Consider the following 26,245-nt stretch of genomic DNA (forward strand, 5'->3'; position numbering starts at 1 on the left):
GGCCACGGACAGGTTCCTGCGCGGCCAGCCACGGAAGACAGAACAAAAAATCAAAAGCAAACGCCGGTCGCTTCGCTCTTCAATGCCTGATTCCTGAAATTTCCCTTGTTGCCGGCCAGCGGCCGGCACTACCGGCGAGCATCCACGCATGGCGTGGATCTACCGCAGATCGCGGAAATCTGTCGAAGGCGGGGTGGGTCCGGTTGCGGGGGTGTCAGCCGCATGGATGCGGCTGCCAAGCCCCCAAGGACGGGTTTACGGCGTCCCCCGCCACCGGACCCACCCCGCCATCCCACGGGAACCCAGCTTTTGCTTTGGCCGTTGCCGTTGCCCTGGCCTCGGCGGGTGCCGGGCGCCGCCCGGCCCAAGCCCGTCCCCCGCTTCCGGTACAATGTCGGGCCCGTTTCCCAACTACGGTTCCCCGGACATGATGGTCCTCGAGGGCGCGCCCGCCCTGTCGCCGTTCCGCCGCGAACGTCTTGAATCCCGCCTGCAGTCCATCGCGCCCTCCCTGCGCATCAGCGGTGCCTGGCACGTCTACTTCGTGCAGACCGAAGGTGCCGCCGCCCCCGACCTGACCACCCTGTGCCGCATCCTCGAGGCTGCGCCGCAGGCGCAGGCCGTGGCCGACGGTGCGGTCAGCCGCATCGTGGTGCCGCGCCTGGGCACGCTGTCGCCGTGGTCGAGCAAGGCCACCGAACTGGTCCGCGGTGCCGGCCAGCCGGTCAGCCGGGTCGAGCGTGGCCTGCGCATCGACGTGCAGGGCTGGCCGGCCGATGCCGCCGCCCTGCAGGCGCTGGTCAAGGCGCTGCACGATCCGATGACGCAGTCGGTGCTGGAAACGGTCGAGCAGGGCCAGGCGTTGTTCTCGGCGCCGGCGCGGGGTGAGCTGGAACGCGTGCCGGTGGACCAGCTGGAGGCCGCCAACCAGCGCCTGGGCCTGGCCATGGCCCAGGACGAGATCGACTACCTGCGCGAACGCTTCACCACGCTGGGTCGCTCGCCGTCTGACGTGGAACTGATGATGTTCGCGCAGGCCAACTCCGAGCACTGCCGGCACAAGATCTTCAACGCCAGCTGGACCATCGACGGCCAGGAACAGGACCGCTCGCTGTTCCGGATGATCAAGAACACCCACCAGCAGACCCCGCAGCACACGCTCAGCGCGTACAGCGACAATGCCGCGGTGATCGAAGGCCATCCGGCCTCGCGCTACCGTCCGGATCCGGCCAGCGGCGAGTACCGCCGCGAGCCGCAGGTGCCCAGCGCGTTCCAGATCAAGGTGGAAACGCACAACCACCCGACCGCGATCGCACCGTTCCCGGGCGCCTCGACCGGTGCCGGTGGCGAGATCCGCGACGAAGGCGCGACCGGCCGCGGTGGCAAGCCGAAGGCCGGCCTGACCGGCTTCTCGGTCTCGCACCTGCGCATTCCCGAACTGCCGCAGCCGTGGGAAGCGCCGCGTGCGCTGAACCCGCGCATGGCGCCGGCGCTGGAAATCATGACCGACGGCCCGCTCGGCGGCGCCGCGTTCAACAACGAGTTCGGCCGCCCGAACCTGCTCGGCTACTTCCGCAGCTTCGAGCTGCCCGAAGGTGCCGATCTGGTCCGCGCCTACGACAAGCCGATCATGCTGGCCGGTGGCCTCGGCGCGATCGATCGCATCCAGGTCGACAAGATCCAGCTGCAGGCCGGTGATGCGGTCATCGTGCTGGGTGGCCCGGCGATGCTGATCGGCCTGGGCGGCGGTGCCGCCAGTTCGGTGGCCTCCGGTGAAAGCGCCGAGGACCTGGATTTTGCCAGCGTGCAGCGCGACAACCCGGAGATGGAACGTCGCTGCCAGGAGGTCATCGACCGCTGCGTGGCGATGGGGGCCAACAACCCGATCAAGTTCTTCCACGACGTCGGCGCCGGTGGCCTGTCCAATGCCATTCCCGAGCTGCTGCACGATTCGAGCGTGGGCGGTGTCATCGACCTGGGCAAGGTGCCCACCGATGATCCGTCGCTGTCGCCGATGCAGCTGTGGTGCAACGAATCGCAGGAACGTTACGTGCTGGGCGTGGCCCAGGAACGCCTGGCCGAGTTCGCCGCGCTGTGCGCGCGCGAGCGCTGCCCGTTCGCCGCGGTGGGCGTAGCCACGGCCGAAGAACACCTGGTGGTGGCCTACGGCGCCGTGCCCGGCCACACCCCGGCCGATGCGCCGATCGACCTGCCGATGGACGTGCTGTTCGGCAAGCCGCCGAAGATGCACCGCGACACCGCGCACCCGCCGGCCCCGCGCTGGCCGGCGCTGAAGACCGGCGGCCTGGATCTGCACGAAGCGGGCCTGCGCGTGCTGGCGCACCCGACGGTGGCCTCGAAGAACTTCCTGGTCACCATCGGTGACCGCAGCGTCGGCGGCCTGACCGCACGCGAACAGATGGTCGGCCCGTGGCAGCTGCCGGTAGCCGACGTGGCGATCACCGCGGCCGACTTCGACGGCGTGGCCGGCGAAGCGATGTCGATCGGCGAGCGCACCCCGCTGGCCCTGCTCGATGCCGCCGCGTCGGCGCGGATGGCGGTGGGCGAAGCGCTGACCAATCTGTGCGCGGCGCCGGTGGATGCGTTGGATGAGATCAAGTTGTCGGCGAACTGGATGGCCGCTGCCGGCCACCCGGGCGAAGACGCGCTGCTGTACGACGCGGTGAAGGCGGTGGGCATGGAGCTGTGCCCGCAGCTGGACATCAGCATCCCGGTGGGCAAGGACTCGCTGTCGATGCAGGCGCAGTGGCACGACCAGGGCGAAGCGCACAAGAGCGTGTCGCCGGTGTCGCTGGTGATCTCGGCGTTTGCGCCGGTGCTCGACGTGCGCCAGCAGCTGACCCCGCTGCTCGACCGTGATGTGGACAGCGAGCTGTGGCTGATCGGCCTCGGCGCCGGCAAGCAGCGCCTGGGCGGTTCGATCCTGGCCCAGGTGCATGCCGATCACGGTGACCTGCCGGCGTTCGCCGGTGCCGCGCCGGACCTGGACGATCCGCAGCGCCTGCGTGCCTTCTTCGAACTGATCCGCGATGCGCGCCAGTCCGGCCTGCTGCTGGCCTACCACGACCGCAGCGATGGCGGTGCCTTCGCCGCGCTGTGCGAGATGGCCTTCACCTCGCGCCTGGGCCTGGACATCACCCTCGATGCCTGGGGCGACGATCCGTTCCGCAGCCTGTTCAATGAAGAACTGGGCGCAGTGGTGCAGATTGCCCGCGAAGACCGCGCCGCGTTTGCCGATCTGGTCGAGCGCCACGCACTGATCGAATGTGCGCAGCGCATTGCCAAGCCGACCACCGCACCGGTGGTGCGCGTGTCGCTGGGCGGCGAAAACCTGGCCGAGTGGCGCTGGGACGCGCTGTTCGACGCCTGGTGGTCGGTCACCCACGCCATGCAGAAGCGCCGCGACAACCCGGTCAACGCCGATGCCGAACGCGAGGTCGCGCGTGCCTTCAATGCGCCGGGCCTGAAGCCCAAGCTCAGCTTCGACCTCAATGAAGATGTCGCCGCACCGTTCATCAGCACCGGTGCGCGCCCGCGCGTGGCGGTGCTGCGCGAGCAGGGCGTCAACGGCCAGATCGAGATGGCCAACATCTTCGAACGTGCCGGCTTCCGCGCGTTCGACGTGCACATGAGCGACCTGATCGAAGGCCGCGTGGCGCTGCAGGACTTCACCGGCCTGGTCGCCTGCGGCGGCTTCAGCTACGGCGACGTGCTCGGCGCCGGCCGCGGCTGGGCCACCTCGATACTGGAGCGCAGCGCACTGCGTGATGCCTTCGCCGCGTTCTTCGCGCGCGAAGACAGCTTCGCGCTGGGCGTGTGCAACGGCTGCCAGATGATGAGCCAGCTCAAGGGCATCATCCCCGGTGCCGAGCACTGGCCGCAGTTCCGCCGCAACGCCAGCGAGCAGTTCGAAGCCCGCACCGCGCTGCTGGAAGTGGTGGAATCGCCGTCGATCCTGCTGCGCGGCATGGCCGGTTCACGCCTGCCGGTGGCGGTGGCGCATGGCGAAGGCCAGGCCGTGTTCGACAACGCGGTCGACCAGGCCACGGCGCGTGTCTCGCTGCGTTACATCGATGGCCACGGCAACGTGGCCAGCCAGTACCCGTTGAACCCGAACGGTTCGCCGGACGGCATCACCGGCCTGACCAGCACCGACGGTCGCGTCACCATCATGATGCCGCACCCGGAACGTACCCCGCGCGCGCTCAACCTGAGCTGGGCACCGGCCGAGTGGCAGGGCGATTCGCCGTGGATGCGCATGTTCCGCAACGCACGGGTCTGGTGCGGCTGATCGCGCAACCCACAATGCCTCTGCGTATGGGAAACCCGCCGGACTTCCGGCGGGTTTTTCTTTGCCCTGAGGAAAATGCTGACGTGGCCATCAGTTACATGCGTTTTCATGCGCCGGATAATCATCACGTACGCCTAACAAAATACTTTCATAAACAGGTGAAAGAGTGAACTGCTTCACGGCAATAGGATTTGCCATGTCAAAGTCTTGACGTTTTTCAAAGTTGCCGTTAACACTTGAACCCCGTTTCAGAACCATTCATTCCGCAGTAACCGTCTGGCGCACGCGCTCGGTTTCTTTCGCTGCGCGCCGTTCGGCAATACCCCGTAGTAAATCACGCGAATAAACGCCCCCAGGGGACGTTGGGCCAGAAGGCCCGGCGGTGGCGTTGCTTTGCCCAAAACCAGTCCACTCAGGAGCCGTACCGATGAATCGGATTTATCGCAAGGTCTGGAACAAAGCATTGGGTCAGTTGGTGGTGGCCTCGGAATTGGCCTCCTCCGACAGCAGCGGAGGTGTTGTCGACCAACGCGCCGCGACGACGCAGGCAACACCGGCCCTGCTGGCCGTTGCCCTGGGCCTGGTACTGGGAGTGGGCATGGCCGGCACTGCGGCGGCGCAGTCGGTGCAGATCGGTGGCAGCGCCACCTGCGTGGCGTTCAGCGGCAAGCTGTTGGAAAAGTGCCTGATCGAGGGCAGCGCCAGCGCCAAGGGCAGCAACGCGGTGGCCATCGGCGCCGGTACCAGCGCCAGCGCGGCCAACAGCGTGGCGCTGGGCGCCGGCTCCAAGGCCACCCGTGCCAACACCGTGTCCGTCGGCGATGCCGGCAAGGAACGGCAGGTCACCAACGTCGCGGCAGGCACGCAGGCCACCGACGCCGTGAACAAGGCGCAGCTGGATGCGCAGGCACGTGCCACCCAGGCCGCGCTGGCCGATGTCGCCGCCGATGGCAACCGCTATTTCAAGGCCGATGGCGCCGGTGATGACAGCGACGCGGCGAAGATCGAAGGGCAGGGTGCCCTGGCCGCCGGCGCCGGCGCGCAGTCGCTGGCCAATGCCACCACTGCCATCGGCACCCAGGCCATTGCCGCCGGCCTTGGCGCCAGCGCATTCGGCCAGGGCGCGCTGGCGCTGGGCGATGCCAGCGTGGTGGTGGGGCAGAGTGCAGCCGCGTTTGGTCTGGGCGACACCGCAGTGGGCGCCAGTGCCACTGCCGCCAGCGAGAATGGCGCAGCCACCGCACTGGGCGCGTTGTCCGAGGCGACCGCCGATGGCGCAACCGCCGTCGGTGGTGGTGCCGTGGCCATGGGCCCGGGCAGCACCGCACTGGGTCGTGGCGCTACGGCCGCCAATGAAGCCTCGATCGCGGTGGGTGCGTTCAGCACGGCCGTGGGCGAGTACAGCACGGCGCTGGGTTCCAATTCGGCGGCGGTGGCTACCGGCAGCGTGGCGCTGGGCGCCGGCTCGCTGGCTGATCGCGTCGATACCGTCTCGGTCGGCGCCGTCGATTACGGCCTGACCCGGCAGATCACCAGCGTCGCCGCCGGTACCGAAGACACCGACGCGGTCAACGTTGGCCAGTTGAAGGATGTCGCTGCGGTGGCCGACGCGACGGCCAAGCGTTTCCAGGCGACCGGCAGCAGCAACAGTGATGCCGGCGCGCTGGCCGAAGGCGATGACGCGCTCGCGGCTGGCGAAGCCGCCAACGCCATCGGCAACGGCGCTACCGCCGTGGGTGCCGGTGCAACGGCGGTTGCGCAGAACGCCACGGCGGTGGGCACCAACGCGCTGGCGTCGGGCCAGAACAGTGCCGCGTTCGGCAACAACGCGCAGGCCAACGGTCCAGGCAGCGTCGCGGTGGGCGGCGCTGCGGTGGATGCCAACGGCAACCCGCTGATCACCAGCGGTGGCGTGCCGGTGGAAACCGGTGCGACCAGTGCCGGGGTCGGCGGCACCGCAGTGGGTGCCAGTGCCGAGGCCGGTGGGTTTGCTGCCTCCTCATACGGTGTCGGCGCCTACGCCGCCGGCGCGCAGGCCTCCGCGTTCGGTGCGGTGGCCAATGCCATCGGTGATTACTCCACTGCGCTGGGTACGCAGAGCAATGCCACCGGCACCAGCAGTGTGGCCATCGGCGGCCCGGCCGATCTGATTCCGGGCCTGGGCTTCTTCGTGCAGACCCAGGCCAGTGGCGAGGCCGCCACGGCGGTCGGCGCCGGTGCCATCGCCAGTGGCAACTACGCCGTGGCCAACGGCAGCCTGACCGAAGCGTCCGGTGCCGAGTCGGTGGCCGTGGGCTACTTCGCCTACGCGCCCGGCGAAAATGCCAGCGCGCTCGGTGCACAGACCTGGGCCAGTGGCGCGCAGAGTACCGCGGTGGGCTACTACGCCACGGCACGCGGCGCCAACAGTGTCGCGTTGGGTGCCAATTCCGAAGCGGTGCGCGCCAACAGCGTGGCCGTGGGCAGCGCGGGCAACGAACGGCAGATCACCAGCGTGGCCGCTGGCAGTGAAGCCACCGATGCGGTGAACAAGGCGCAGCTGGATGCAGTGGCCACGACCGCCGACAGCACCGCGCGCTTCTTCCAGGCCCAGCCGGAAACCGGCAGCAATGCCGGGGCCTATGCCGAAGGCGAGGGGGCGCTGGCGGCCGGTTCGGCCAGCAACGCCATCGGTGCCGGCGCCGTGGCACAGGGCGCCGGCGCGTCGGCGCTGGGCGATGACAGTGTGGCCCTGGGCCGCAACACCAGTGCTGCCGGTGCCGGCGGGGTGGCCATTGGTGGCCTTGGCCAGGCCTACGACGCATTCAACCAGCCGCTGGTCGATGACCAGGGCAACCCGGTGCGCGTGGGCACCACGGCTGCCGCCGATGCGACGGCGGTGGGCAACGCCGCACAGGCCACCGGCGCAACCAGCAATGCGTTCGGCAGCGCCGCCAAGGCAAGCGGCGACAACAGCCTGGCGGCCGGCGGAAAATCACGCGCCACCGGCAGCTACGCCGTCGCGCTCGGCGACAGCGCGTTCGCCAGCAGCGATGACAGCACCGCCGTAGGCGGCTACAGCTGGGCCACGGCCAGTGGCGCCAGCGCGTTCGGTGCCGGTGCGTGGGCCACGGCCACCAACGCATCCGCGTTCGGCAACGCGGCCTGGGCCAGTGGCAACGGCGCCACCTCGATCGGCTACAACAGCTGGGCCAACGGCAACAGTGCCACCGCCGTCGGCCGTGGTGCGTTCGGCTATGGCGACAACAGTGTCGCGCTGGGCTTCCAGGCGCTTGGCAACAGCATCAACAGCATTGCCATCGGCACCAACACGGTGGCCGGCGGAGAGAGTGCCATCGCGGTCGGTGCTGGCAGCAACGCCAGCGGCAACAACGCGGTCGCACTGGGCGCCGGCTCCGTGGCCAGCCGTGACCGCAGCGTGGCGGTGGGCAGCGCAGGCAACGAGCGGCAGATCACCAGCGTGGCCGCCGGTACCCAGGCCACCGATGCGGTGAACAAGTCGCAGCTCGATGCGGTAGCCGCCAGTGCGGCCAACACCAGCAAGTACTTCCAGGCCAGCGGCAGCGACGACAGCGACGCCGGTGCCCACGTGGAAGGCGACAACGCGCTGGCCGCGGGTGAAGCGGCCACGGCCATCGGCAATGGTGCGACCGCGTTCGGCAGCGGCGCCAATGCTCTGGCCGGCAATGCACAGGCCATCGGCTTCAATGCACTGGCCACGGCCGCCAATGCCAGCGCCATTGGCGCCAACGCACAGGCCACCGGCGAGTACGCCACCGCCCACGGTGCCGAGAGCGAAGCCAGCGGTGAACAGAGCGCGGCGTTTGGTGCGGCGGCGGTGGCCAGCGGCGCCGGCAGCACGGCGACCGGTGTGCTGTCTGAGGCCAGTGGCGAGGAAGCCGTGGCGGTGGGCTACTTCAGCAACGCCAGCGGCGAAGCGGCGACCGCCGTGGGCAGCGAAAGCGTGGCCAGCGGCACGGCCTCGGCGGCGTTCGGTATCGGCGCCGAAGCCACCGGCGGTTACAGCACTGCCATTGGCGGCTATGCGCAGGCTTCGGCATTCAACGCAACCGCCTTCGGCAACTTCGCCAACGCATCCGGTTCCAACAGCGTGGCGCTTGGCGGCGATTCGGAAGCATCCGGCGCCTACAGCACCGCCACCGGCCAGGGCAGCCTGGCGTCGGGCACCAATGCGGTGGCCGTCGGTGGTTCGCTGTTTGGGCTGCTGGCCACTGAAGCGTCCGGCGACTACTCCACGGCCGTGGGTGGCGGTGCCTATGCGCCCGGCATCAACAGTACCGCGCTGGGCAACGCGGCCGAATCGCGCGGTGCCAACAGCGTGGCGTTGGGCGCCGACTCGATTGCCGACCGCGACAACACGGTCTCGGTGGGCGGCGGCGGCAACACCCGTCAGGTCACCAACGTGGCCGCGGGCACCCAGGGCACCGATGCGGTGAACAAGGACCAGCTGGATGCGGTCGCCGCCGAGGGCGCAACCACGCGCAAGTACTTCCAGGCCAGTGGCAGCGCCGACAGCGATGCCGGCGCCTATGTGGAAGGTGACAGTGCGCTGGCTGCTGGTGAAGCGGCCAACGCCATCGGCAACGGCGCTACGGCGCTGGGTGGTGGTGCCACCGCTGTTGCAGCCAACGCCACCGCAATCGGCTTCAACAGCCTGGCCACCGGCACCAACGCCGCGGCCGTCGGCAACAACGCGCAGGCCAGCGGCGATGACAGTGCCGCACTGGGCAGCGGTGCCGCGGCCAGCGGCATCAGTGCCACGGCCACCGGCGCTGCGGCGCAGGCCAGTGGCGTGTACAGCACGGCCAACGGTGCAGAGTCCATCGCCAGCGGTGCGCAGTCGCTGGCCAGCGGCTTCCGTGCGGCGGCATCGGCTGATGGCACCACGGCCGTGGGCGGTTACAGCGAAGCCAGCGGCCGTCTCGGCACCGCACTGGGCTATGGCTCGGCGGCGACCGGCGCCAACACCACCGCCGTCGGCTTTGGTGCCGCCGCTGCGGGGACCGGTGCAGTGGCAGTCGGCCAGTCCAGCGAAGCCAGTGGTGCGGAGAGTGTCGCCATCGGCGGCAGCACGTTCTTCGGCCTGATTCCGTCGCGCGCCAGCGGCACCGGTGCTGCGGCCTTCGGTGCCGGTGCCTGGGCCACCGAGGATTACGCCACGGCAATCGGCTGGAATTCGTGGGCCGATGGCGCCGATTCGACCGCGCTGGGCGCCAGCGCTACCGCCACTGGCCTCAACAGCGTCGCACTCGGCGCCGGCTCCAAGGCCGAGCGTGACAACAGCGTGGCCGTCGGCAGTGCCGGCAGCGAGCGCCAGGTCACCCATGTCGCTGCCGGTACCGAAGGCACCGATGCGGTGAACAAGAACCAGCTCGACGCGGTGGCCGCCACGGCGGACAAGACCAGCCGCTACTTCCAGGCCAGTGGCAGCGCCGACAGCGATGCTGGTGCCTATGTGGAAGGTGACAGCGCGTTGGCTGCCGGTGAAGCAGCCAACGCCATCGGCAACGGCGCTACGGCGCTGGGTGGTGGTGCCACCGCTGTTGCAGCCAACGCCACCGCAATCGGCTTCAACAGCCTGGCCACCGGCACCAACGCCGCGGCCGTCGGCAACAACGCGCAGGCCAGCGGCGATGACAGTGCCGCACTGGGCAGCGGTGCTGCGGCCAGCGGCATCAGTGCCACGGCCACCGGCGCAGCGGCGCAGGCCAGTGGCGTGTACAGCACGGCCAACGGTGCAGAGTCCATCGCCAGCGGTGCGCAGTCGCTGGCCAGCGGCTTCCGTGCGGCGGCATCGGCTGACGGCACCACGGCCGTGGGCGGTTACAGCGAAGCCAGCGGCCGTCTCGGCACCGCACTGGGCTATGGCTCGGCGGCGACCGGCGCCAACACCACCGCCGTCGGCTTTGGTGCCGCCGCTGCGGGGACCGGTGCAGTGGCAGTCGGCCAGTCCAGCGAAGCCAGTGGTGCGGAGAGTGTCGCCATCGGCGGCAGCACGTTCTTCGGCCTGATTCCGTCGCGCGCCAGCGGCACCGGTGCTGCGGCCTTCGGTGCCGGGGCGTGGGCCACCGAGGATTACGCCACGGCGATCGGCTGGAATTCGTGGGCCGATGGCGCCGATTCGACCGCCCTGGGCGCCAGCGCTACTGCCACTGGCCTCAACAGCGTCGCACTCGGCGCCGGCTCCAAGGCCGAGCGTGACAACAGCGTGGCCGTCGGCAGTGCCGGCAGCGAGCGCCAGGTCACCCATGTCGCTGCTGGTACCGAAGGCACCGACGCGGTGAACAAGAACCAGCTCGACGCGGTGGCCGCCACGGCGGACAAGACCAGCCGCTACTTCCAGGCCAGTGGCAGCGCCGACAGCGATGCTGGTGCCTATGTGGAAGGTGACAGCGCGCTGGCTGCTGGTGAAGCGGCCAACGCCATCGGCAACGGCGCCACGGCGCTGGGCAGTGGCGCCACCGCCGTCGCGGCCAATGCCACGGCGGTGGGCTTCAATGCGCTGGCCACGGGGGCCAACGGCGCGGCACTGGGCAACGCGGCGCAGGCCAGTGGCGTGGACAGCCTGGCGCTGGGCAGTGGCGCGGTGGCCAGTGAACTTGGCGCCAGTGCCACCGGCGCCGGAGCACAGGCCAGCGGTGCCTACAGCACCGCCAGCGGTTCGCAGGCCGTCGCCAGTGGCACGCAGTCGCAGGCCAACGGTTTCCGTGCCAGCGCCACGGCCGATGGTGCCGCCGCACTGGGCGGCTACACCGAAGCCAGCGGCCGCCTGGGCACGGCGGTCGGTTACAGCGCCAAGGCGACGGCGGCCGGTGCCACGGCGGTCGGTTTCGGCGCCACTGCCAGCGCCGCCGGCAGCACCGCGCTGGGCGCGTCCTCGGTGGCCGATCGTGCCAACACCGTATCGGTGGGCAGTGCCGGTGCCGAGCGGCAGATCACCCGCGTCGCGGCCGGTACCCAGGCCAACGATGCGGTGAACCGCGCCCAGCTCGACGCGGTGGCCTCCACCGCAGACGCCACCAGCCGCCACTTCCGCGCCAGTGGCAGCGGCACCGCGACCGCCAGTGGCAGCGATGCCATCGCGGTGGGCTCGGCCGCCACCGCCAGTGGCAACCGCAGCAACGCGCTGGGCAGCAACGCCAGCGCCATCGGCAACGCGACCCTGGCACTGGGCGCCAACACCGCCGTGACCGGCAGCAACGCGGTCGCTCTCGGTGCCGGCTCCCGCGCCGTGGAGGCGAACGTGGTCTCGGTCGGTGGTGGCAACGGTACTGATGGCCCGGCGACGCGCCGCATCGTCAATGTGGCCGACGGTCGCATTGCTGCCGGCAGCAGCGATGCGGTCACCGGTTCGCAGCTCAACGTGACCAACCAGCGCGTGGGTGCGGTGGAAACCCGCGTCGGCGACTTCGATTCGCGCATCGCCACGGTTGAAACCACTGCCGCCAGTGCAGTCGGCTACGACGACGCCAGCCGCGATCGCCTGACCCTGGCGGGGATCCAGGGCACCACCCTGGACAACGTCGGCGCAGGCAGCATCGCTTCCGGCAGCCGTCAGGCCATCAACGGCGGGCAGTTGTTCCAGTCGCTCAGCGATGCCGCCAGCTTCCTGGGCGGCGGTGCCAGCGTTGGCCTGCAGGGTGTGTTCGTTGCGCCGAACTATGTGATCCAGGGCTCCACCTACAGCAACGTCGGTGATGCGTTGGGCGCACTGGACCGCAAGGTCAGCGAGATCGACCGCCGCACCGCCAGCGGCAGCCGTTCCAGTGCCTCCAGCCTGCGCTCCATGTCCGCCTCGCTCGATGCCGAACCGTCCAGCGCCGCGCTGGGCCTGGCCGGTGAGGATGCGAGCGTGGCCGACACCGCGCCTGCCGCCAGCACGGCCCGCGTGCAGGGCACCCCGACCGCCGCCAGTGCGGGCACTGCGCAGCCTGTCCTGGCCAGCGGTGGCGGGCTCAATGCGGTCGCGATGGGTGAAGGTGCCGTCGCCAGCGGCGCCTCGTCCACCGCGCTGGGGCAGGGCGCCAGTGCAACGGCGGCCAACGCCGTGGCACTGGGCCAGGGCTCGGTGGCTGACCGTGCCAACACGGTCTCGGTCGGCAGCGAGGGCAACGAGCGTCAGGTCACCAACGTTGCAGCCGGTACCACGGCCACCGATGCGGTCAACAAGGGCCAGCTGGATCGTGGCATCACCACCGCCAACAGCTATACCGACAGCCGCGTGCAGGCCGTATCCGACAGCTTCGACGTGTTCAAGGGTGAAGTGGATGGACGCCTGCGTCACATGGACCGTCGCATTGATCGCCAGGGTGCGATGAGCGCCGCGATGCTCAACATGGCCACCAGTGCCGCCGGCATCCGCACCCAGAACCGGGTCGGCGTCGGCATCGGTTTCCAGGGCGGCGAGTCGGCGATGTCGCTGGGCTACCAGCGCGCGATCAGTGATCGCGCCACGGTCACCATCGGCGGCGCCTTCAGCAGTGATGACAGCTCGGTCGGCGTGGGTGCCGGCTTCGGCTGGTAAGTGTGCAACCGCGTGCCGATGGTTCTGCCATCGGCACGCCATGCAGTGAGCGCCAAAGGGGCGTGGCACGGCAACCCTGGTGGGCCAGCCAGGGCAGTCGCAGGGAGTGATGGCCGTAGTGAGCTCCGTCCGTGCAATGGACGGAGAAGGAAAGCTCAACCATGACCTTGAAGAGGATTTCGAACGTGACCAACAAGCAGACCCTTCGCATCAATGTGCTGGCTGCCGCCGTGCTGTCGCTGACGGTGGGCGTCGGTGCCGCGCATGCGGCAACCCCGGGCGTGGCCAAGGAGCCGTCGCGTCTGGCCAGCGCTGCCCAGCAGAGCGTGGACGGCGTCATCGTCAAGTACCGCAGCGGCACCGCCGCCGCCAGTGACCGCTCGGCCAAGCTGTCGGTGGTCCAGTCGGCGCTTTCACGCGCCATCGTCAGCAGCGGCAACACCAGCCGCGCCACTGCGCTGGCCCCGCAGGTGGAACGCAGGCTGGGCACCGGCGCCGATCTGGTGCGGTTGAAGTCCAGGCTCGGCAATGCCGACATGCAGAAGGTGCTGGCCGAACTGAACGCCGATCCTTCGGTGCAGTACGCGGTGGCCAACGTACGCCTGCAGCGCTCGGACCTGCGCGCGGCGAACGCCCAGCCCGCGCTGGTTCCCAATGATCCGGACTACCAGCGCCTGCAGTGGAACTTCCACAACGCCACCGGTGGCGTGAATGCGCCGGCGGCATGGGACGTATCGCAGGGCGAGGGCATCGTGGTGGCCGTGCTCGACACCGGCATCATTCCCAATGTCCCGGACTTCGGCACGAACCTGCTGGAAGGGTACGACTTCATCAGCGACAAGGAATCCTCGCGCCGGCCGACCGATGGCCGTGCACCGGGCGCCACCGACTACGGCGACTGGGTGGAGAATGCCAACGAGTGCTACACCGGCTCGCTGCCCGATGACAGCTCCTGGCACGGTACGCACGTGGCCGGCACCATCGCCGAGGTGGCCAACAACGGTTCGGCCGTGGCGGGTCTGGCCTACAAGGCCAAGGTTCTGCCGGTGCGCGTGCTGGGCAAGTGCGGTGGCACCCTGGCCGACATCAGCGATGCCATCACCTGGGCATCGGGTGGCACCGTGCAGGGCGTCCCGGCCAATGCCAATCCGGCCGAGATCATCAACATGAGCCTGGGCGGTGGCGGTGCGTGCGATCCGGCCTACCAGGATGCGATCAACGGCGCGGTCTCGCGTGGCACGCTGGTGGTGGTGGCGGCCGGCAATGAAACCGACAACGCGGCCAACTACCGTCCGTCCAGCTGCGCCAATGTGGTGGCGGTGGGCGCTACCCGTGTGACCGGTGGCATCACCTACTACTCCAATTACGGCACGGTGGTCGATCTGGCCGCGCCGGGCGGTGGTGGCAGCGTGGATGGCAACCCGAACGGGTACATCTGGCAGATCGGCACCGACGCCACCCAGGGCCCCACCGGTGGCCAGTGGATCTACATGGGCAAGGGCGGCACCTCGATGTCCTCGCCGCATGTGGCTGCCGTGGCCGCGATGGTGCAGAGCGCGCTGATCGCCAAGGGCAAGGAGCCGCTGGCGCCGGCCGCGCTGGAAACCCTGCTCAAGCAGTCCGCGCGTCGCTTCCCGGTCACCATTCCGGCGGCGACGCCGATCGGCAGCGGCATTGTTGACGCCAAGGCCGCACTGGACGCCGCGCTGAAGGAGCCGTGCACCGAGAACTGCGAACCGGAAGGCATCCCGCTGACCAACAAGGTGACCGTGGGTGGCCTGGCCGGCGCAGCCGCCAGCGAAACCGTGTACACCTTCGAAGCGGCAGCGGGCAAGGCGCTGAGCGTGCTGACCTACGGCGGCAGCGGCAACGTGTCGGTGTACCTGGCCCAGGGCCGCGTGCCTACCGCCACCGACAACGATGCCAAGTCCACCCGCCCGGGCAATACCGAAACCGTGCGCGTGGCCAAGACCGTGGCCGGCACCTATTACATCAAGGTGGTGGGTGAGGCGGCCTACAGCGGGGTGAGCATCCTGGCGACCCAGTAATTCCGGCGTCGTAGATGAACACGCGAAGCCCGTCACCCAGGTGACGGGCTTCGTGTTTTTGCCAAAGGCCTGCCGGGGAGGGCGGAATCCACTGCCGAACTGCTAAAGTCGGACCGATTGACAGGAGAGTCATGTGAACGCGCTCGCTGCTACCGTTACCGACGACGCCGAAGGCCGCATCCTGGATGCGCTGCTGGCGCGTGGACGGCTCAAGGAAGCCGACCTGGCGCGCGCGCGGCCGCTGCACGCCGAAGCCGGTGGCAGCCTGCTCGGGCTGCTGGTGCGGTTGGGCCTGGTGTCCGAACGCGACCAGGCGCAGGCCAGCGCCGACGTGCTGGGCCTGCCGCTGTTGGAGGGCCGGCAACTGCCCGAAGCGCCTCCGCAGGCGCTGGCCGATGGGCTGCCGCTGTCGCTGCGTTTCCTCAAGCAGTTCCATGTGTGCCCGCTGGACATCAATGAACAGGGTATGCGGCTGTGGCTGGCCGATGCCCACGACCCCTACCCGCAGCAGGCCGTGCAGCTGGCGCTGGGCGTGCCGGTCACCCCGGTGCTGGGCATGCGCGCGGAAATCGACGATCTGGTGGAACGCTGGTTCGGTCAAGGGCGCAGCGCGATGGGGGCGATCGTCGAGACCGCCGACGGCGAGGGCGGTGCGGTCGACGATATCGAGCACCTGCGCGACCTCGCCTCCGAAGCGCCGGTGATCCGCCTGGTCAACCTGGTGATCCAGCGTGCGGTGGAACTGCGCGCCTCGGACATCCACGTCGAGCCGTTCGAAAGCCGCCTGAAGGTGCGCTACCGCGTCGATGGCGTGCTGGTGGAGGGCGAAAGCCCGCCGGCCAACCTCACCGCTGCGGTGATCAGCCGCATCAAGATCATGGCCCGGCTCAACATCGCCGAGCGTCGCCTGCCGCAGGACGGCCGCATCATGCTGCGCGTGCAGGGCAAGGAGCTGGACCTGCGCGTGAGCACGGTACCGACCGCGCATGGCGAAAGCGTGGTGATGCGCCTGCTCGACCGCGAAACGGTGGTGTTCGATTTCCACCGGCTGGGTTTCACCGATGCGTTCCTGCCGCAGTTCCGCAAGGTGCTGGAACAGCCGCACGGCATCCTGCTGGTGACCGGCCCGACCGGTTCGGGCAAGACCACCACGCTGTACACCGCGCTGAGCCAGCTCAACACCGCCGACGTCAAGATCATCACGGTCGAGGATCCGGTCGAGTACCAGATCGAAGGCATCAACCAGATCCAGGCCAAGCCGCAGATCGGCCTGGATTTCGCCAACGCCCTGCGCAGCATCGTGCGCCAGGACCCGGACATCATCATGATCGGCGAAATGCGCGACCTGGAAACCGCGCGCATCGCCATCCAGTCGGCGCTGACCGGCCATCTGGTGCTGTCCACCCTGCACACCAACAATGCGGCCGGCGGCATCACCCGCCTGCTCGACATGGGCGTGGAGGATTACCTGCTCACCTCCACCATCAACGGCATCCTGGCCCAGCGCCTGGTGCGCCGGCTGGAGCCGACCCACGCCGAGCGCTACCAAGCCTCGCCGGAGGAGATCGAGCGTTTCGAGCTGCGCCGCCTGCAGCCGCAGGGGCCCATCCATCTGTACCGTCCCGTGCCGTCGGCGCTGGCGCCGACCGGTTACCTCGGCCGCACCACCATCATGGAATTCCTGGTGATGAACGATGCGCTGCGGCGGGCGGTGATGCGCCGCGATGGCATGGGCGAAATCGAACGCATCGCCCGGGAAGCGGGCATGCGCACCATGTACGAGGATGGCCTGGCCAAGGCACTCAGTGGGCAGACGACCCTCGAGGAAGTGCTGCGCGTCACCGAGGAAAGCTGATGCGCGCAGGATCCCGGGGCTGACATGCCGAACTACCGTTACAAGGCGCTCAATCCGCACGGCGAGATCTTCGACGGGCAGATGGAGGCCGCCAGCGAGGCCGAGCTGGTGGCGCGGCTGCAGGACCAGGGCCATCTGCCGATGGAGACGCAGCTGGCCGACGGCGGCGCCCTCGGTGGCAGCAGCTGGCGCAACCTGCTGCGCCCGCGCCCGCTGCAGGGGCCGGCACTGCTGCAGTTCACCCAGCAGCTGGCAACCCTGCTCGGCGCCGGCCAGCCGTTGGATCGCGCGCTGTCGATCCTGCTCGGCCTGCCGGAGGACGAACGCTCGCGGCGCGCGATCACCGACATCCGCGACGTGGTGCGCGGTGGCGCGCCGCTGTCGACCGCGCTGGAACGCCAGCACGGCCTGTTCTCGCGCCTGTACGTGAACATGGTGCGCGCCGGTGAAGCCGGTGGCAGCCTGCACGAGACGCTGCAGCGCCTGGCCGACTACCTCGAGCGCAGCCGTGCGCTGCAGGGCAAGGTGATCAACGCGCTGGTCTATCCGGCCATCCTGCTGGTGGTGGTGGGCGGTGCGCTGCTGTTCCTGCTGGGCTACGTGGTGCCGCAGTTCGCGCAGATGTACGAGAGCCTGGACGTGGCGCTGCCGTGGTTCACCAACGCGGTGCTGCAGCTGGGCCTGTTCGTGCGCGACTGGTGGATCGTGCTGCTGGTGGTGCCGGCGGTGCTGGCGCTGCTGTTCGAGCGCAAGCTGCGGCAGCCGGCATTCCGCCTGGCGCTGGATGGCTGGCTGCTGCAACGGCGCGGCATCGGCCGCCTGATGGGCGAACTGGAAACCGCGCGGCTGGCGCGCACGCTCGGCACACTGCTGCGCAACGGCGTCCCGCTGCTGGGCGCGCTGGGCATCGCCCGCAACGTGCTCGGCAACCGTGCGCTGGCCGCCGACGTGGAAACGGCCGCAGACGAAGTGAAGAACGGCGCCGGGTTGTCGCTGGCGCTGTCACGTGGCAAGCGTTTTCCGCGCCTGGCGCTGCAGATGATCCAGGTAGGCGAGGAGTCCGGCGCACTCGACACGATGTTGCTGAAGGCGGCCGACACCTTCGAACAGGACAGCGCCCGCCGTATCGACCGCCTGCTGGCGGCCATGGTGCCGGCGATCACCCTGGTGCTGGCCTCGGTGGTCGGCGCGGTGATCGTCGCCGTGCTGGTGCCGCTGTACGACCTGACCAATGCCATCGGTTGACGATGGAATGCCCCGCAACCCCGATACCCGCAACAGAAAGGACCGTCCATGATTGCTTCCCGTCGACCGATCCGCCTTTCCTTCACCGCTGCACGCCACCAGTCGGGCATGAGCCTGCTGGAAATCATCATCGTCATCGTGCTGATCGGCGCGGTGCTGACCCTGGTCGCCAGCCGCGTGCTGGGCGGCGCTGACCGCGGCAAGGCCAACATCGCCAAGGCGCAGGTGCAGACCGTGGCCTCCAAGATCGACAACTACCAGATCGACACCGGCAAGCTGCCGGGTGCGCTCAACGATCTGGTGACCGCACCGGCTGGCGTCGGCGGCTGGTTGGGCCCGTATGCCAAGCCGGCCGATCTGAACGATCCGTGGGGTCACGCGCTGGAGTACCGCGCACCGGGCGAAGGCCAGCCCTATGAGCTGGTCAGCCTGGGCAAGGACGGCAAGACCGGCGGCAGCAGTGTCGACGCCGATATCCGCTACCAGCCGTAAGCCTGCATGAGCGCTTTCCTGCCGCGCCGGCTGCCCCGCCCGCGCCTGCACGGCAGGCGCGCAGGGGGGCTGTCGCTGCTGGAAATGCTGCTGGTGATCGCGTTGATCGCGGCGATCGGCCTGATCACCGCGGCCGGCCTGTCGCGCGGTTTTGCCGGCATGCAGCTGCGCAGTGCCGGCAAGGACATCGCCAACCAGCTGCGCATGGTGCGCGCGCAGGCCATCGCCCGCGGCGAACCGCAGCGCTTTGTGATCGAACCGGCGCGGCGGCGCTGGGAAGGTGCCAACCAGCGTCAGGGCGACGTCCCGGCGCAGCTGCAGGTGCAGTTCGAAGGCGCCGCGCAGCTGGCCACCGCGCCGGGCCAGGGCGTGATCGAGTTCCATCCCGATGGTGGTTCCAGCGGTGGCCGCATCCGCCTGCAACGCGACGGCGCCGAATGGCGCATCGATGTCGGCTGGCTCACCGGTGAGGTCCGATCGGGACCATGGCGGGCACCATGAAGCGGCGCGCACGCGGCTTCACGCTGCTGGAAGTGATCATCGCCTTCGCCCTGCTCGGCCTGGCGTTGACCCTGCTGCTGGGCAGCCTGTCCGGAGGCGCCAGGCAGGTGCGCGAGGCCGAGCTGCGCACGCGCGCGGTGCTGCATGCGCAGTCGCTGCTGGCCGAAGCCGGTGTTGCCGCACCGTTGCAGGCGGGTCGCCAGCAGGGCGAATGGGAGCAGGGCCGCTACCACTGGGAGCTGCAGGTGCAGCCGTGGGTGGAGCCGCGCGCGGGCAACGCCGCGCAGGCACAGGCGCAGTCGCCCGGCACGCCCTGGCTGGCCGAACTGCAGCTGCAGGTACGCTGGGGCGACAGCGAACGCGAGCAGTTGCGCTGGCGCAGCCTGCGCCTGCTGCCGCCGGACCTGGAGAGCGCGCGATGAAGCGATGCGCCGCCGGCTTTACCCTGGTCGAAGTGATGCTGGCCACCGTGCTGCTGGCCGGTGGCCTGGCCCTGGCCTTCGCCAGCGTGCGCTCGGCGATGGCCGTCAGTCAGCGCGGCGAACAGATCGCGGCCGACAGCGAACGCATGCGCGCGGTGCAGGCGCTGCTGCGGCGGCAACTGGCCGGTGCGCTGCGCACGCCGCTGGAAGTCCCCGATCCTACCCGCGAGCCGATCTTCTTCCAGGGCGAGGAACAGCGCATGCAGTTCGCTGCCGACCTGCCGGGCTATCTCGGCCGTGGCGGCCCCTATCTGCATGCGCTGCAGGTCGATGGCCGCCCGGGTCACCGCCGCCTGCTGCTGGACCTGGTGCTGCTGCAGGAAGGCGAGCGCATCGCCGAGACGCCGCCACGCCCACCGGAGCTGCTGGTGGACGAGCTGGAATCGGTGCAGCTGCGCTATCGCGGCATCGACGCCGGTACCGGCCAGCTGACCGAGTGGCTGCCGCGCTGGGACGATACCCGGCGGCTGCCGATGCTGGTGGAGATCCAGATCGTGCCGGCCCGTGGCGCGCCCTGGCCCGCACTGGTGGTGGCGCCGCGCGTGGGCGGCAGCGGGGGCCCGCGATGAGCCGTTCACGCGGCGCGGCACTGGTACTGGTGCTGTGGCTGATTGCGCTGATGACCGCGCTGGTGGGCGCGTTCGCACTGAGTGCACGGGTCGAGCATCTGCAGCAGCGCGTGCTCGATGACGGCGCGCGCGGCCAGGAGCGCGCGCGGGCCGGGCTGGAGTACGCGCTGACGCGCCTGTCCGCCGATCCGCAGCGGGCGCCCTGGCGCGCCGACGGCCGCCTCTATCGCTGGCAGTTCGACGACGCCACCATCGAGATCAAGGTGCTGGACGAGAACGGCAAGATCAACCTGAATCTGGCCGATGTGGCCCTGCTGACGGCTTTCCTCAAGGCGCTGGGCGAGGATGACGGCGCGGCCCGGCAGTTGGCTGGCGCCATCGTCGACTGGCGTGACGAGGACAGCCTGGTACAGGCCGGTGGCGGTGCCGAAGCGCCCGACTATGCTGCAGCAGGGCTGCCCTATGGCCCGCGCAACAAGCGTTTCGAGACTCTGGGCGAGCTGCAGCGGGTGCTGGGCATGCGCGGACCGTTGTATCGGGCGATGCTGCCGCATGTGACGCTGTACAGCCGTCAGGCGCGGCCCGATCCGCAGTTCGCCGGTGCACCGGTATTGACTGCGCTGGGCCTGGACGCGGAGCAGGCGTTGGCGCAGCGCGCGCAACAGGAGCGTGACGCCGGTGGCGAAGCGGGTGCGACAACGCTTGCCAGCGCCAGCGGCACCTATAGTATCGAGTGCCGTGTCACCGACGGCAGTGGACGCCGGTCGGTGTTGCAGGCAGTGGTACGCAATGGCTCGGGCGGGGTTCCCGGGCAGACCTACACAGTGCTTCGCTGGGAGCAGGGAATGGCAGCAAGATGACAGCTTGGCAGGACAGTCTGCGGCAGGTGCAGGGCCGGATCGGCCCGGGCACGGGCCGTTTCCTGCGTTGGTGGCGGCACGGGTTGCTGGCCTGGGTGCCGGTGCGTTGGCAGTGGGCGCTGGGCTGGGGCCAGGCACGTCTGCTGTTGCTGCGTGACGGCGATCACCTGCAGGTCTGGCGTGAAGCCGGCGAGCGCCGCGAAGACGTGGTGCGCCTGCCGTGGCCGCTGTCGCCGCAGGCGCTGGACCGGGTGCTGGAACCGCGCCTGCGCGGCCTGCCGCGGGTGTGGTTGTTGCCGGCCACGGACGTCCTGCGGCGCACCCTGCGCCTGCCGGGCGCGGCCGCCGACCGCCTGCGGGCCGTGGTCGGCTTCGAGATCGACCGGCAGACACCCTTCGAATCGTCCCAGGTCAGTTTTGACGTACGCGAACTCGGCTCGGCCAGCGAAGGCCAGCTGCAGGTGGAGCTGGTCGCCTGGCCGTTGCGCCAGTTGGACGCCTGGCGCGCCAGCGTGGGCGAGTGGGCCGACGCGCTGGCCGGTGTCGATGCCATCGACACGCAGGGCAGGGCGCTGCAGGTGAACCTGCTGCCCCCGGCGCAGCGCCAGCAGCGACCGGACCCGATGCGGCGCTGGAACATGCTGCTGACCGTGGCGGCCCTGCTGATGCTGGTGCTGGCGGCCCTGCAATTGCTGGACAACCGCCGCGCCGCCGCCGATGAACTGCGTGCGCAGGTCGAGCGCAGCGCGCGCAGCGCGCGTGGCGTGGCCAGCGAGCGGGCGCAGCTGCAGGCCCTGGTCGAGGGCGCGGCGTTCCTGGAGAAGCAGCGCAACCAGCGTGCAGGCACGGTCGAAATCTGGAACGAACTGACCCGGCGCCTGCCCGAAGGCACCTACCTGGAAAAACTGGCGATCGAAAGCAACAACCTGCAGCTGATCGGCCTCAGCCGCGAAGCCTCGCAGCTGGTGCAGCTGCTGCAGGACGCGCCGCAGTGGCGCAAGGTCAACCTGACCGGCGTGCTGCAGGCCGATGGCGCCGCCAGTGGCCGCGACCGCTTCACCATGACCGCCGAGCTGCAGCCGCTGGCCGCCGCCCGCACCGAGGAGGCGGCCGATGCTGATGCCAAACGCACGCCGTGACCGCTGGCTGGCGCTGGCCCTGCTGCTGGCCGTGCTGGGCCTGGCCTACCTGCTGCTGGTGCATCCCTGGTTCACCCAGCCGCTGCGTGAGATCGATGCCGATGTCGCGTCGTTGCGCGAACGCGAAGCACGTGTGCAGGCGCAGCTGCAGCAGCAGCCGCAGATCGAACAGCGCCTGCGTGCCACCCGCGAGGCCCTGCTGCAGCGTCCCGGCTTCCTGCGCGAGGCCACCGCTGAAGCCGCCGCTGCCGCGCTGGGTGCCAAGCTGCAGGATGCGGTGGCGATGGCCAGCCCAGGCAACCGCAGTTGCACCATCAGCAACCGCACGCCATTGACCGACAACCGGCGCGATGCCGAGTTCGTCCGCGTTGCCATGCAGGTGCGGCTGCGCTGTGGCGTGGCCGAACTGGCCACGGTCCTGCACAGCCTGGAAACCGGCAGCCCACGCCTGTTCGTGGACAACCTCAACCTCATTGCACAGCGTTTCCAGCAATCACCGAACGAATCGGGGCTGGGTCTGGACGTGTCCTTCGAACTGGCCGGTTATCTGTTGCCGGGTGCTGCCAGCGAAGGTGCTGCACCGGCACCGGCACCGGCACCGGCCACCGAAGCCGCGCCGACGCCGCCGGCCGAGGCGCCCGCACCCGCACCGCTGCCGTCGCCCGATGGACAGGAGGTGGCCGATGAAGCGTGAGCAGATCAGCCTGCGCACCGGTTTCCTGCTGGCCCTGGCCGGCTGGGCCGGTGCCGTCTGGCTGGCCACCCTGTTCGGGCTGGGCAACCGTCTGCCGCAGGTCGGCGGTGATGCCGACGCGGCGCCACCGCTGCCCACCCTGGCGCCCCTGGCCGCCGAGCGCATGGCCAGTGCCGACAGCTACAGTGCCATCGCGGCGCGCCCGCTGTTTGCCGAAGACCGCCGCCCCCGTCCGTACCTGCTGGGCGGCAGCGAACCGGCGGCCAGCGCCGCGCTGCGCCTGACCGGCGTGCTGCTCAGCGGCGATTTCGGCATGGCCACCTTCAGTACCGAGCAGAACCGATCACTGCGCCTGCGCCTGAACGGAGAGGCGGTGGACGGCTGGCAGCTGGTGGCCCTGCAGCCCCGCCAGGCAACGGTGATCGGGCCCGGAGGCAACCAGGTGCTGGAACTGGCCGTGTTCAATGGCCAGGGCGGCGAGCCGCCAACCGTGCTGCGTGGCGCCAACGGCGTCCCCCCTGCGGCCGGCGGCGCCGTGCCGTCGCCGGTTCCGCCGCCGCCGCCGGCAGCGGCCGCACCTCCGGCGCAGACGGCACAACGCCCGGCCACCGCCACCGCAGCAACCCCGGCCGCACAGACACCTCCCGCCGACACCAACGGCCCCAGCGAAGCGCAGATGCAGGCCATCCGCGAACGCATCCAGGCCCGTCGCCGCCAGCTGCAGCAACAACAGCAGCAACAACCGTCGCCGCCCCCGGGCGATGGCACCAACCGATAGAGTGAATGCATGAACCTGCGTTTTCTTCCCTGGTCCTTTGCCCTTGCGCTGCTGGTCGGCTGCAGTACGGTGTCCGCGCCGCACGTGCAGCGCAACGGCAACCTGTCGCCCAGCGCCGCTGCCGGACAGGCGGCCGATGTCGCCGCCGATGCCGCCCGTGAGAGCCAGGGCGCGCCGCAGGCGGTGATCCGCCGCGGCACCGGCACCATGATCAACCGCGAAGCCGCGCGCGCACCGGCGCCGGCGCTGCACGGGGCCAGCACCGGCGAGGCCACGTTCAACTTCGAAGGCGAATCGCTGCACGCGGTGGTCAAGGCGATCCTGGGTGACATGCTGGGCCAGAACTACGTGATCGCTCCGGGTGTGCAGGGCACGGTCACCCTGGCCACGCCCAAGCCGGTATCGCCGGCGCAGGCGCTGAACCTGCTGGAGATGGTGCTGGGCTGGAACAACGCGCGCATGGTCTACAGCGGCGGTCGCTACAACATCGTTGCCGCCGACCAGGCATTGGCCGGTACCGTTGCGCCGAGTACCGCACCGGCCGCCAGCGCACGCGGCTTCGAGGTGCGGGTGATCCCGCTGCAGTTCATCTCGGCCACCGAGATGAAGAAGGTGCTCGAGCCGTACGCGCGGCCCAACGCCATCGTCAACGTCGACAGCGGCCGCAACGTGATCACCCTGGGCGGCACCCGTGCCGAGCTGGAAAACTACATGCGCACCGTCGAGATCTTCGACGTCGATTGGCTGTCGGGCATGTCGGTGGGGGTGTTCCCGATCCAGTCGGGCAAGGCCGAGCAGGTCGCCGCCGACCTTGAGAAGGTGTTCGGTGAGGAGAGCAAGACGCCCAGTGCCGGCATGTTCCGTTTCCTGCCGCTGGAAAATGCCAATGCCGTGCTGGTGATCACCCCGCAGGTGCGTTACCTGGACCAGATCCAGCAATGGCTGGACCGGATCGATACCGCAGGTGGCAGTGCGCGCCTGTTCTCCTATGAACTGCGCTACATCAAGGCACGTGATCTGGCCGAGCGCCTCAGCGAAGCCTTCGCCAGCAGCGGCAACCGTGGCGGCTCCAGCCCGGCGTCGCTGGCACCGGGTGCGATTCCGTCGCAGCTGGGCGGCGAGAGCGATCGCGGCATGGACAGCAGCAACAGCAGCCTGGGTTCCACCACGGGGGGAACCGGCAGCGGCAGCAGTGGCGGCAGCATGAACCTGCCGCAGCGCCAGTCCGGCAATGTCAGTGTCAGCCTGGAGGTGGAAGGCGACCGCGTCGGCGTGTCGGCGGTGGAGGAAACCAACACGCTGCTGGTGCGTTCGACGCCGCAGGCATGGCGCTCGATCCGCGAAGTGATCGAGAAGCTGGACGTGATGCCGTTGCAGGTGCACATCGAAGCACAGGTGGCCGAAGTCGCACTGACCGGCGACCTGAAGTATGGCGTGAACTGGTTCTTCGACAACGCCGTGGCCGGGCGCGCGCTGACCGGTGCGCTCAGCGGGCTGACCCTGCCACCGGCGGCGGCCGGCGCCTGGAACACCTTCGCCGGTGGCGTGACCGGCAACGATGGCGTGGGCTGGGCCTTCACCGGCCACAATGCCGCGGCCGTGGTCAGCGCACTGGACAAGGTCACCGACCTGCGTCTGCTGCAGACCCCCTCGGTGTTCGTGCGCAACAACGCCGAAGCCACGCTCAATGTGGGTGACAAGGTGCCGATCAACACCACCACGGTGAACACCGGTGTGGGCACCAGCACCTACAGTTCGGTGCAGTACATCGATACCGGCGTGATCCTCAAGGTGCGCCCGCGGGTGACCCGCGATGGCACCGTGTTCCTGGACATCGTGCAGGAAGTGAGCAGCGCCTCGGAGATTCCGGAGACCTGCAACCCCAACGAGCGCAACTGCAACCCGCGCATCTCGACCAAGAAGCTGTCCACCGAGGCGGCGGTGCAGAGCGGTGACACCATCATGCTGGCCGGTCTGATCACCGATTCGGCCACCGATGGCAGCAGCGGCATTCCGGGCCTGAGCAGGATTCCGGTGATCGGTGCGCTGTTCGGCCAGAAGACCCGTACCAGCCGCCGTTCGGAGGTGATCGTGCTGCTGACCCCGAGCATCGTCCGCAACGGCCAGGAAGCGCGCAATCTGACTGACGAGTACAGCAAGCGTTTCCGTGCGATGGAACCGCTGAACCAGCCGCGCGCGAAGAAGTAAGGGGTTTATGGCCGGGCTGCGCCCGGCCCCCATGGTCGTGCCGGCCGCTGGCCGGCAACAGCAACAGCAACAGCGGGTTTTCTGAGGGATGGCGGGGCGGTGCGGGTTGTCAGGACACGCCGTAAACCCCTCCCTGGGGGCTCGATGGCGCCATCCATGGCGCCAACGGTCCTGCCAACCCACACCGCCCCACCGCTGACAGATTCCTGCGACTGCTGGTAGGTGTCGGCCTTGGTCGACACGGTAGATCCCCGTCAGATTTCGAAATCGAGAAATGGGGTCAGATCCGTTTTCCGAAGGAAAACGGATCTGACCCCAGCAGCCATTCCGACAGCTCGCAGGAAACTGTCGAAGGCGGGGTGGGTCCGGTTGCGGGGGTGTCCGCGGCATGGATGCCGCGGTCAAGCCCCCATGGGTGAGGGCGCTTTGCTTGCGAAGCACTGCTTCGCAAGCGCCCGAACGCCCAGCCGCCGGCGGCTGGGCCGGACCCCGGAGGGGGGTTTACGGCGTCCCCCGC

Annotated in this window: 14 protein-coding genes; all 14 read left to right on the forward strand. The window is 69.4% G+C overall.

Annotated elements, in window-relative coordinates:
• Positions 1 to 427: 427 nt before the first annotated feature.
• The gene (gene purL / locus C9412_RS14565) at positions 428 to 4,312 is read left to right on the forward strand and encodes a phosphoribosylformylglycinamidine synthase (RefSeq protein WP_107232277.1); all 3,885 of its coding nucleotides are present in this window, start codon (positions 428 to 430) and stop codon (positions 4,310 to 4,312) included.
• 427 nt (positions 4,313 to 4,739) lie between these two features.
• On the forward strand, positions 4,740 to 12,857 hold the full coding sequence (locus C9412_RS14570) for an ESPR-type extended signal peptide-containing protein (protein ID WP_107232278.1): 8,118 nt from the start codon (positions 4,740 to 4,742) through the stop codon (positions 12,855 to 12,857).
• Between the two features lie 185 nt (positions 12,858 to 13,042).
• Entirely contained in the window at positions 13,043 to 14,905 is a 1,863-nt protein-coding gene (locus C9412_RS14575; RefSeq protein WP_107232301.1) for a S8 family peptidase, read from the forward strand.
• 133 nt (positions 14,906 to 15,038) lie between these two features.
• Positions 15,039 to 16,760: a type II secretion system ATPase GspE gene (gene gspE / locus C9412_RS14580; protein WP_107232279.1), complete on the forward strand. Its 1,722-nt coding sequence runs from the start codon at positions 15,039 to 15,041 to the stop codon at positions 16,758 to 16,760.
• A 24-nt stretch (positions 16,761 to 16,784) separates the two neighbouring features.
• The gene (locus tag C9412_RS14585; RefSeq protein WP_107232280.1) at positions 16,785 to 18,005 is read left to right on the forward strand and encodes a type II secretion system F family protein; all 1,221 of its coding nucleotides are present in this window, start codon (positions 16,785 to 16,787) and stop codon (positions 18,003 to 18,005) included.
• A 48-nt stretch (positions 18,006 to 18,053) separates the two neighbouring features.
• On the forward strand, positions 18,054 to 18,497 hold the full coding sequence (gspG, locus tag C9412_RS14590) for a type II secretion system major pseudopilin GspG (RefSeq protein ID WP_107232281.1): 444 nt from the start codon (positions 18,054 to 18,056) through the stop codon (positions 18,495 to 18,497).
• A gap of 6 nt (positions 18,498 to 18,503) precedes the next feature.
• Positions 18,504 to 18,998 (forward strand): GspH/FimT family pseudopilin, encoded by a 495-nt coding sequence (locus C9412_RS14595; protein WP_107232282.1) that lies wholly within the window; start codon positions 18,504 to 18,506, stop codon positions 18,996 to 18,998.
• The gene (locus tag C9412_RS14600) at positions 18,995 to 19,420 is read left to right on the forward strand and encodes a prepilin-type N-terminal cleavage/methylation domain-containing protein (RefSeq protein WP_107232302.1); all 426 of its coding nucleotides are present in this window, start codon (positions 18,995 to 18,997) and stop codon (positions 19,418 to 19,420) included. The genes C9412_RS14595 and C9412_RS14600 overlap by 4 nt, the downstream gene beginning before the upstream one ends.
• On the forward strand, positions 19,417 to 20,049 hold the full coding sequence (locus tag C9412_RS14605; protein ID WP_107232283.1) for a type II secretion system protein J: 633 nt from the start codon (positions 19,417 to 19,419) through the stop codon (positions 20,047 to 20,049). The genes C9412_RS14600 and C9412_RS14605 overlap by 4 nt, the downstream gene beginning before the upstream one ends.
• On the forward strand, positions 20,046 to 20,909 hold the full coding sequence (locus C9412_RS14610) for a general secretion pathway protein GspK (protein ID WP_107232284.1): 864 nt from the start codon (positions 20,046 to 20,048) through the stop codon (positions 20,907 to 20,909). Before C9412_RS14605 ends, C9412_RS14610 begins: the two co-directional genes overlap by 4 nt.
• Positions 20,906 to 22,048 carry a PilN domain-containing protein gene (locus C9412_RS14615; RefSeq protein ID WP_107232285.1) on the forward strand — a complete coding sequence of 381 codons (1,143 nt, stop codon included), beginning with the start codon at positions 20,906 to 20,908 and terminating at the stop codon, positions 22,046 to 22,048. Before C9412_RS14610 ends, C9412_RS14615 begins: the two co-directional genes overlap by 4 nt.
• Positions 22,029 to 22,742: a type II secretion system protein GspM gene (gspM, locus tag C9412_RS14620; protein WP_258190256.1), complete on the forward strand. Its 714-nt coding sequence runs from the start codon at positions 22,029 to 22,031 to the stop codon at positions 22,740 to 22,742. The genes C9412_RS14615 and gspM overlap by 20 nt, the downstream gene beginning before the upstream one ends.
• A complete protein-coding gene (locus C9412_RS14625; protein WP_107232286.1) occupies positions 22,732 to 23,520 on the forward strand; it encodes a general secretion pathway protein GspN in 789 nt (262 codons plus the stop codon). Before gspM ends, C9412_RS14625 begins: the two co-directional genes overlap by 11 nt.
• A 9-nt stretch (positions 23,521 to 23,529) precedes the next feature.
• Positions 23,530 to 25,728, forward strand: a complete 2,199-nt coding sequence (gene gspD / locus C9412_RS14630; protein WP_107232287.1) for a type II secretion system secretin GspD — start codon at positions 23,530 to 23,532, stop codon at positions 25,726 to 25,728.
• Positions 25,729 to 26,245: the final 517 nt, after the last annotated feature.

It is taken from the genome of Stenotrophomonas sp. Nf1 (assembly GCF_003028475.1).
Classification (GTDB): Bacteria; Pseudomonadota; Gammaproteobacteria; order Xanthomonadales; family Xanthomonadaceae; genus Stenotrophomonas.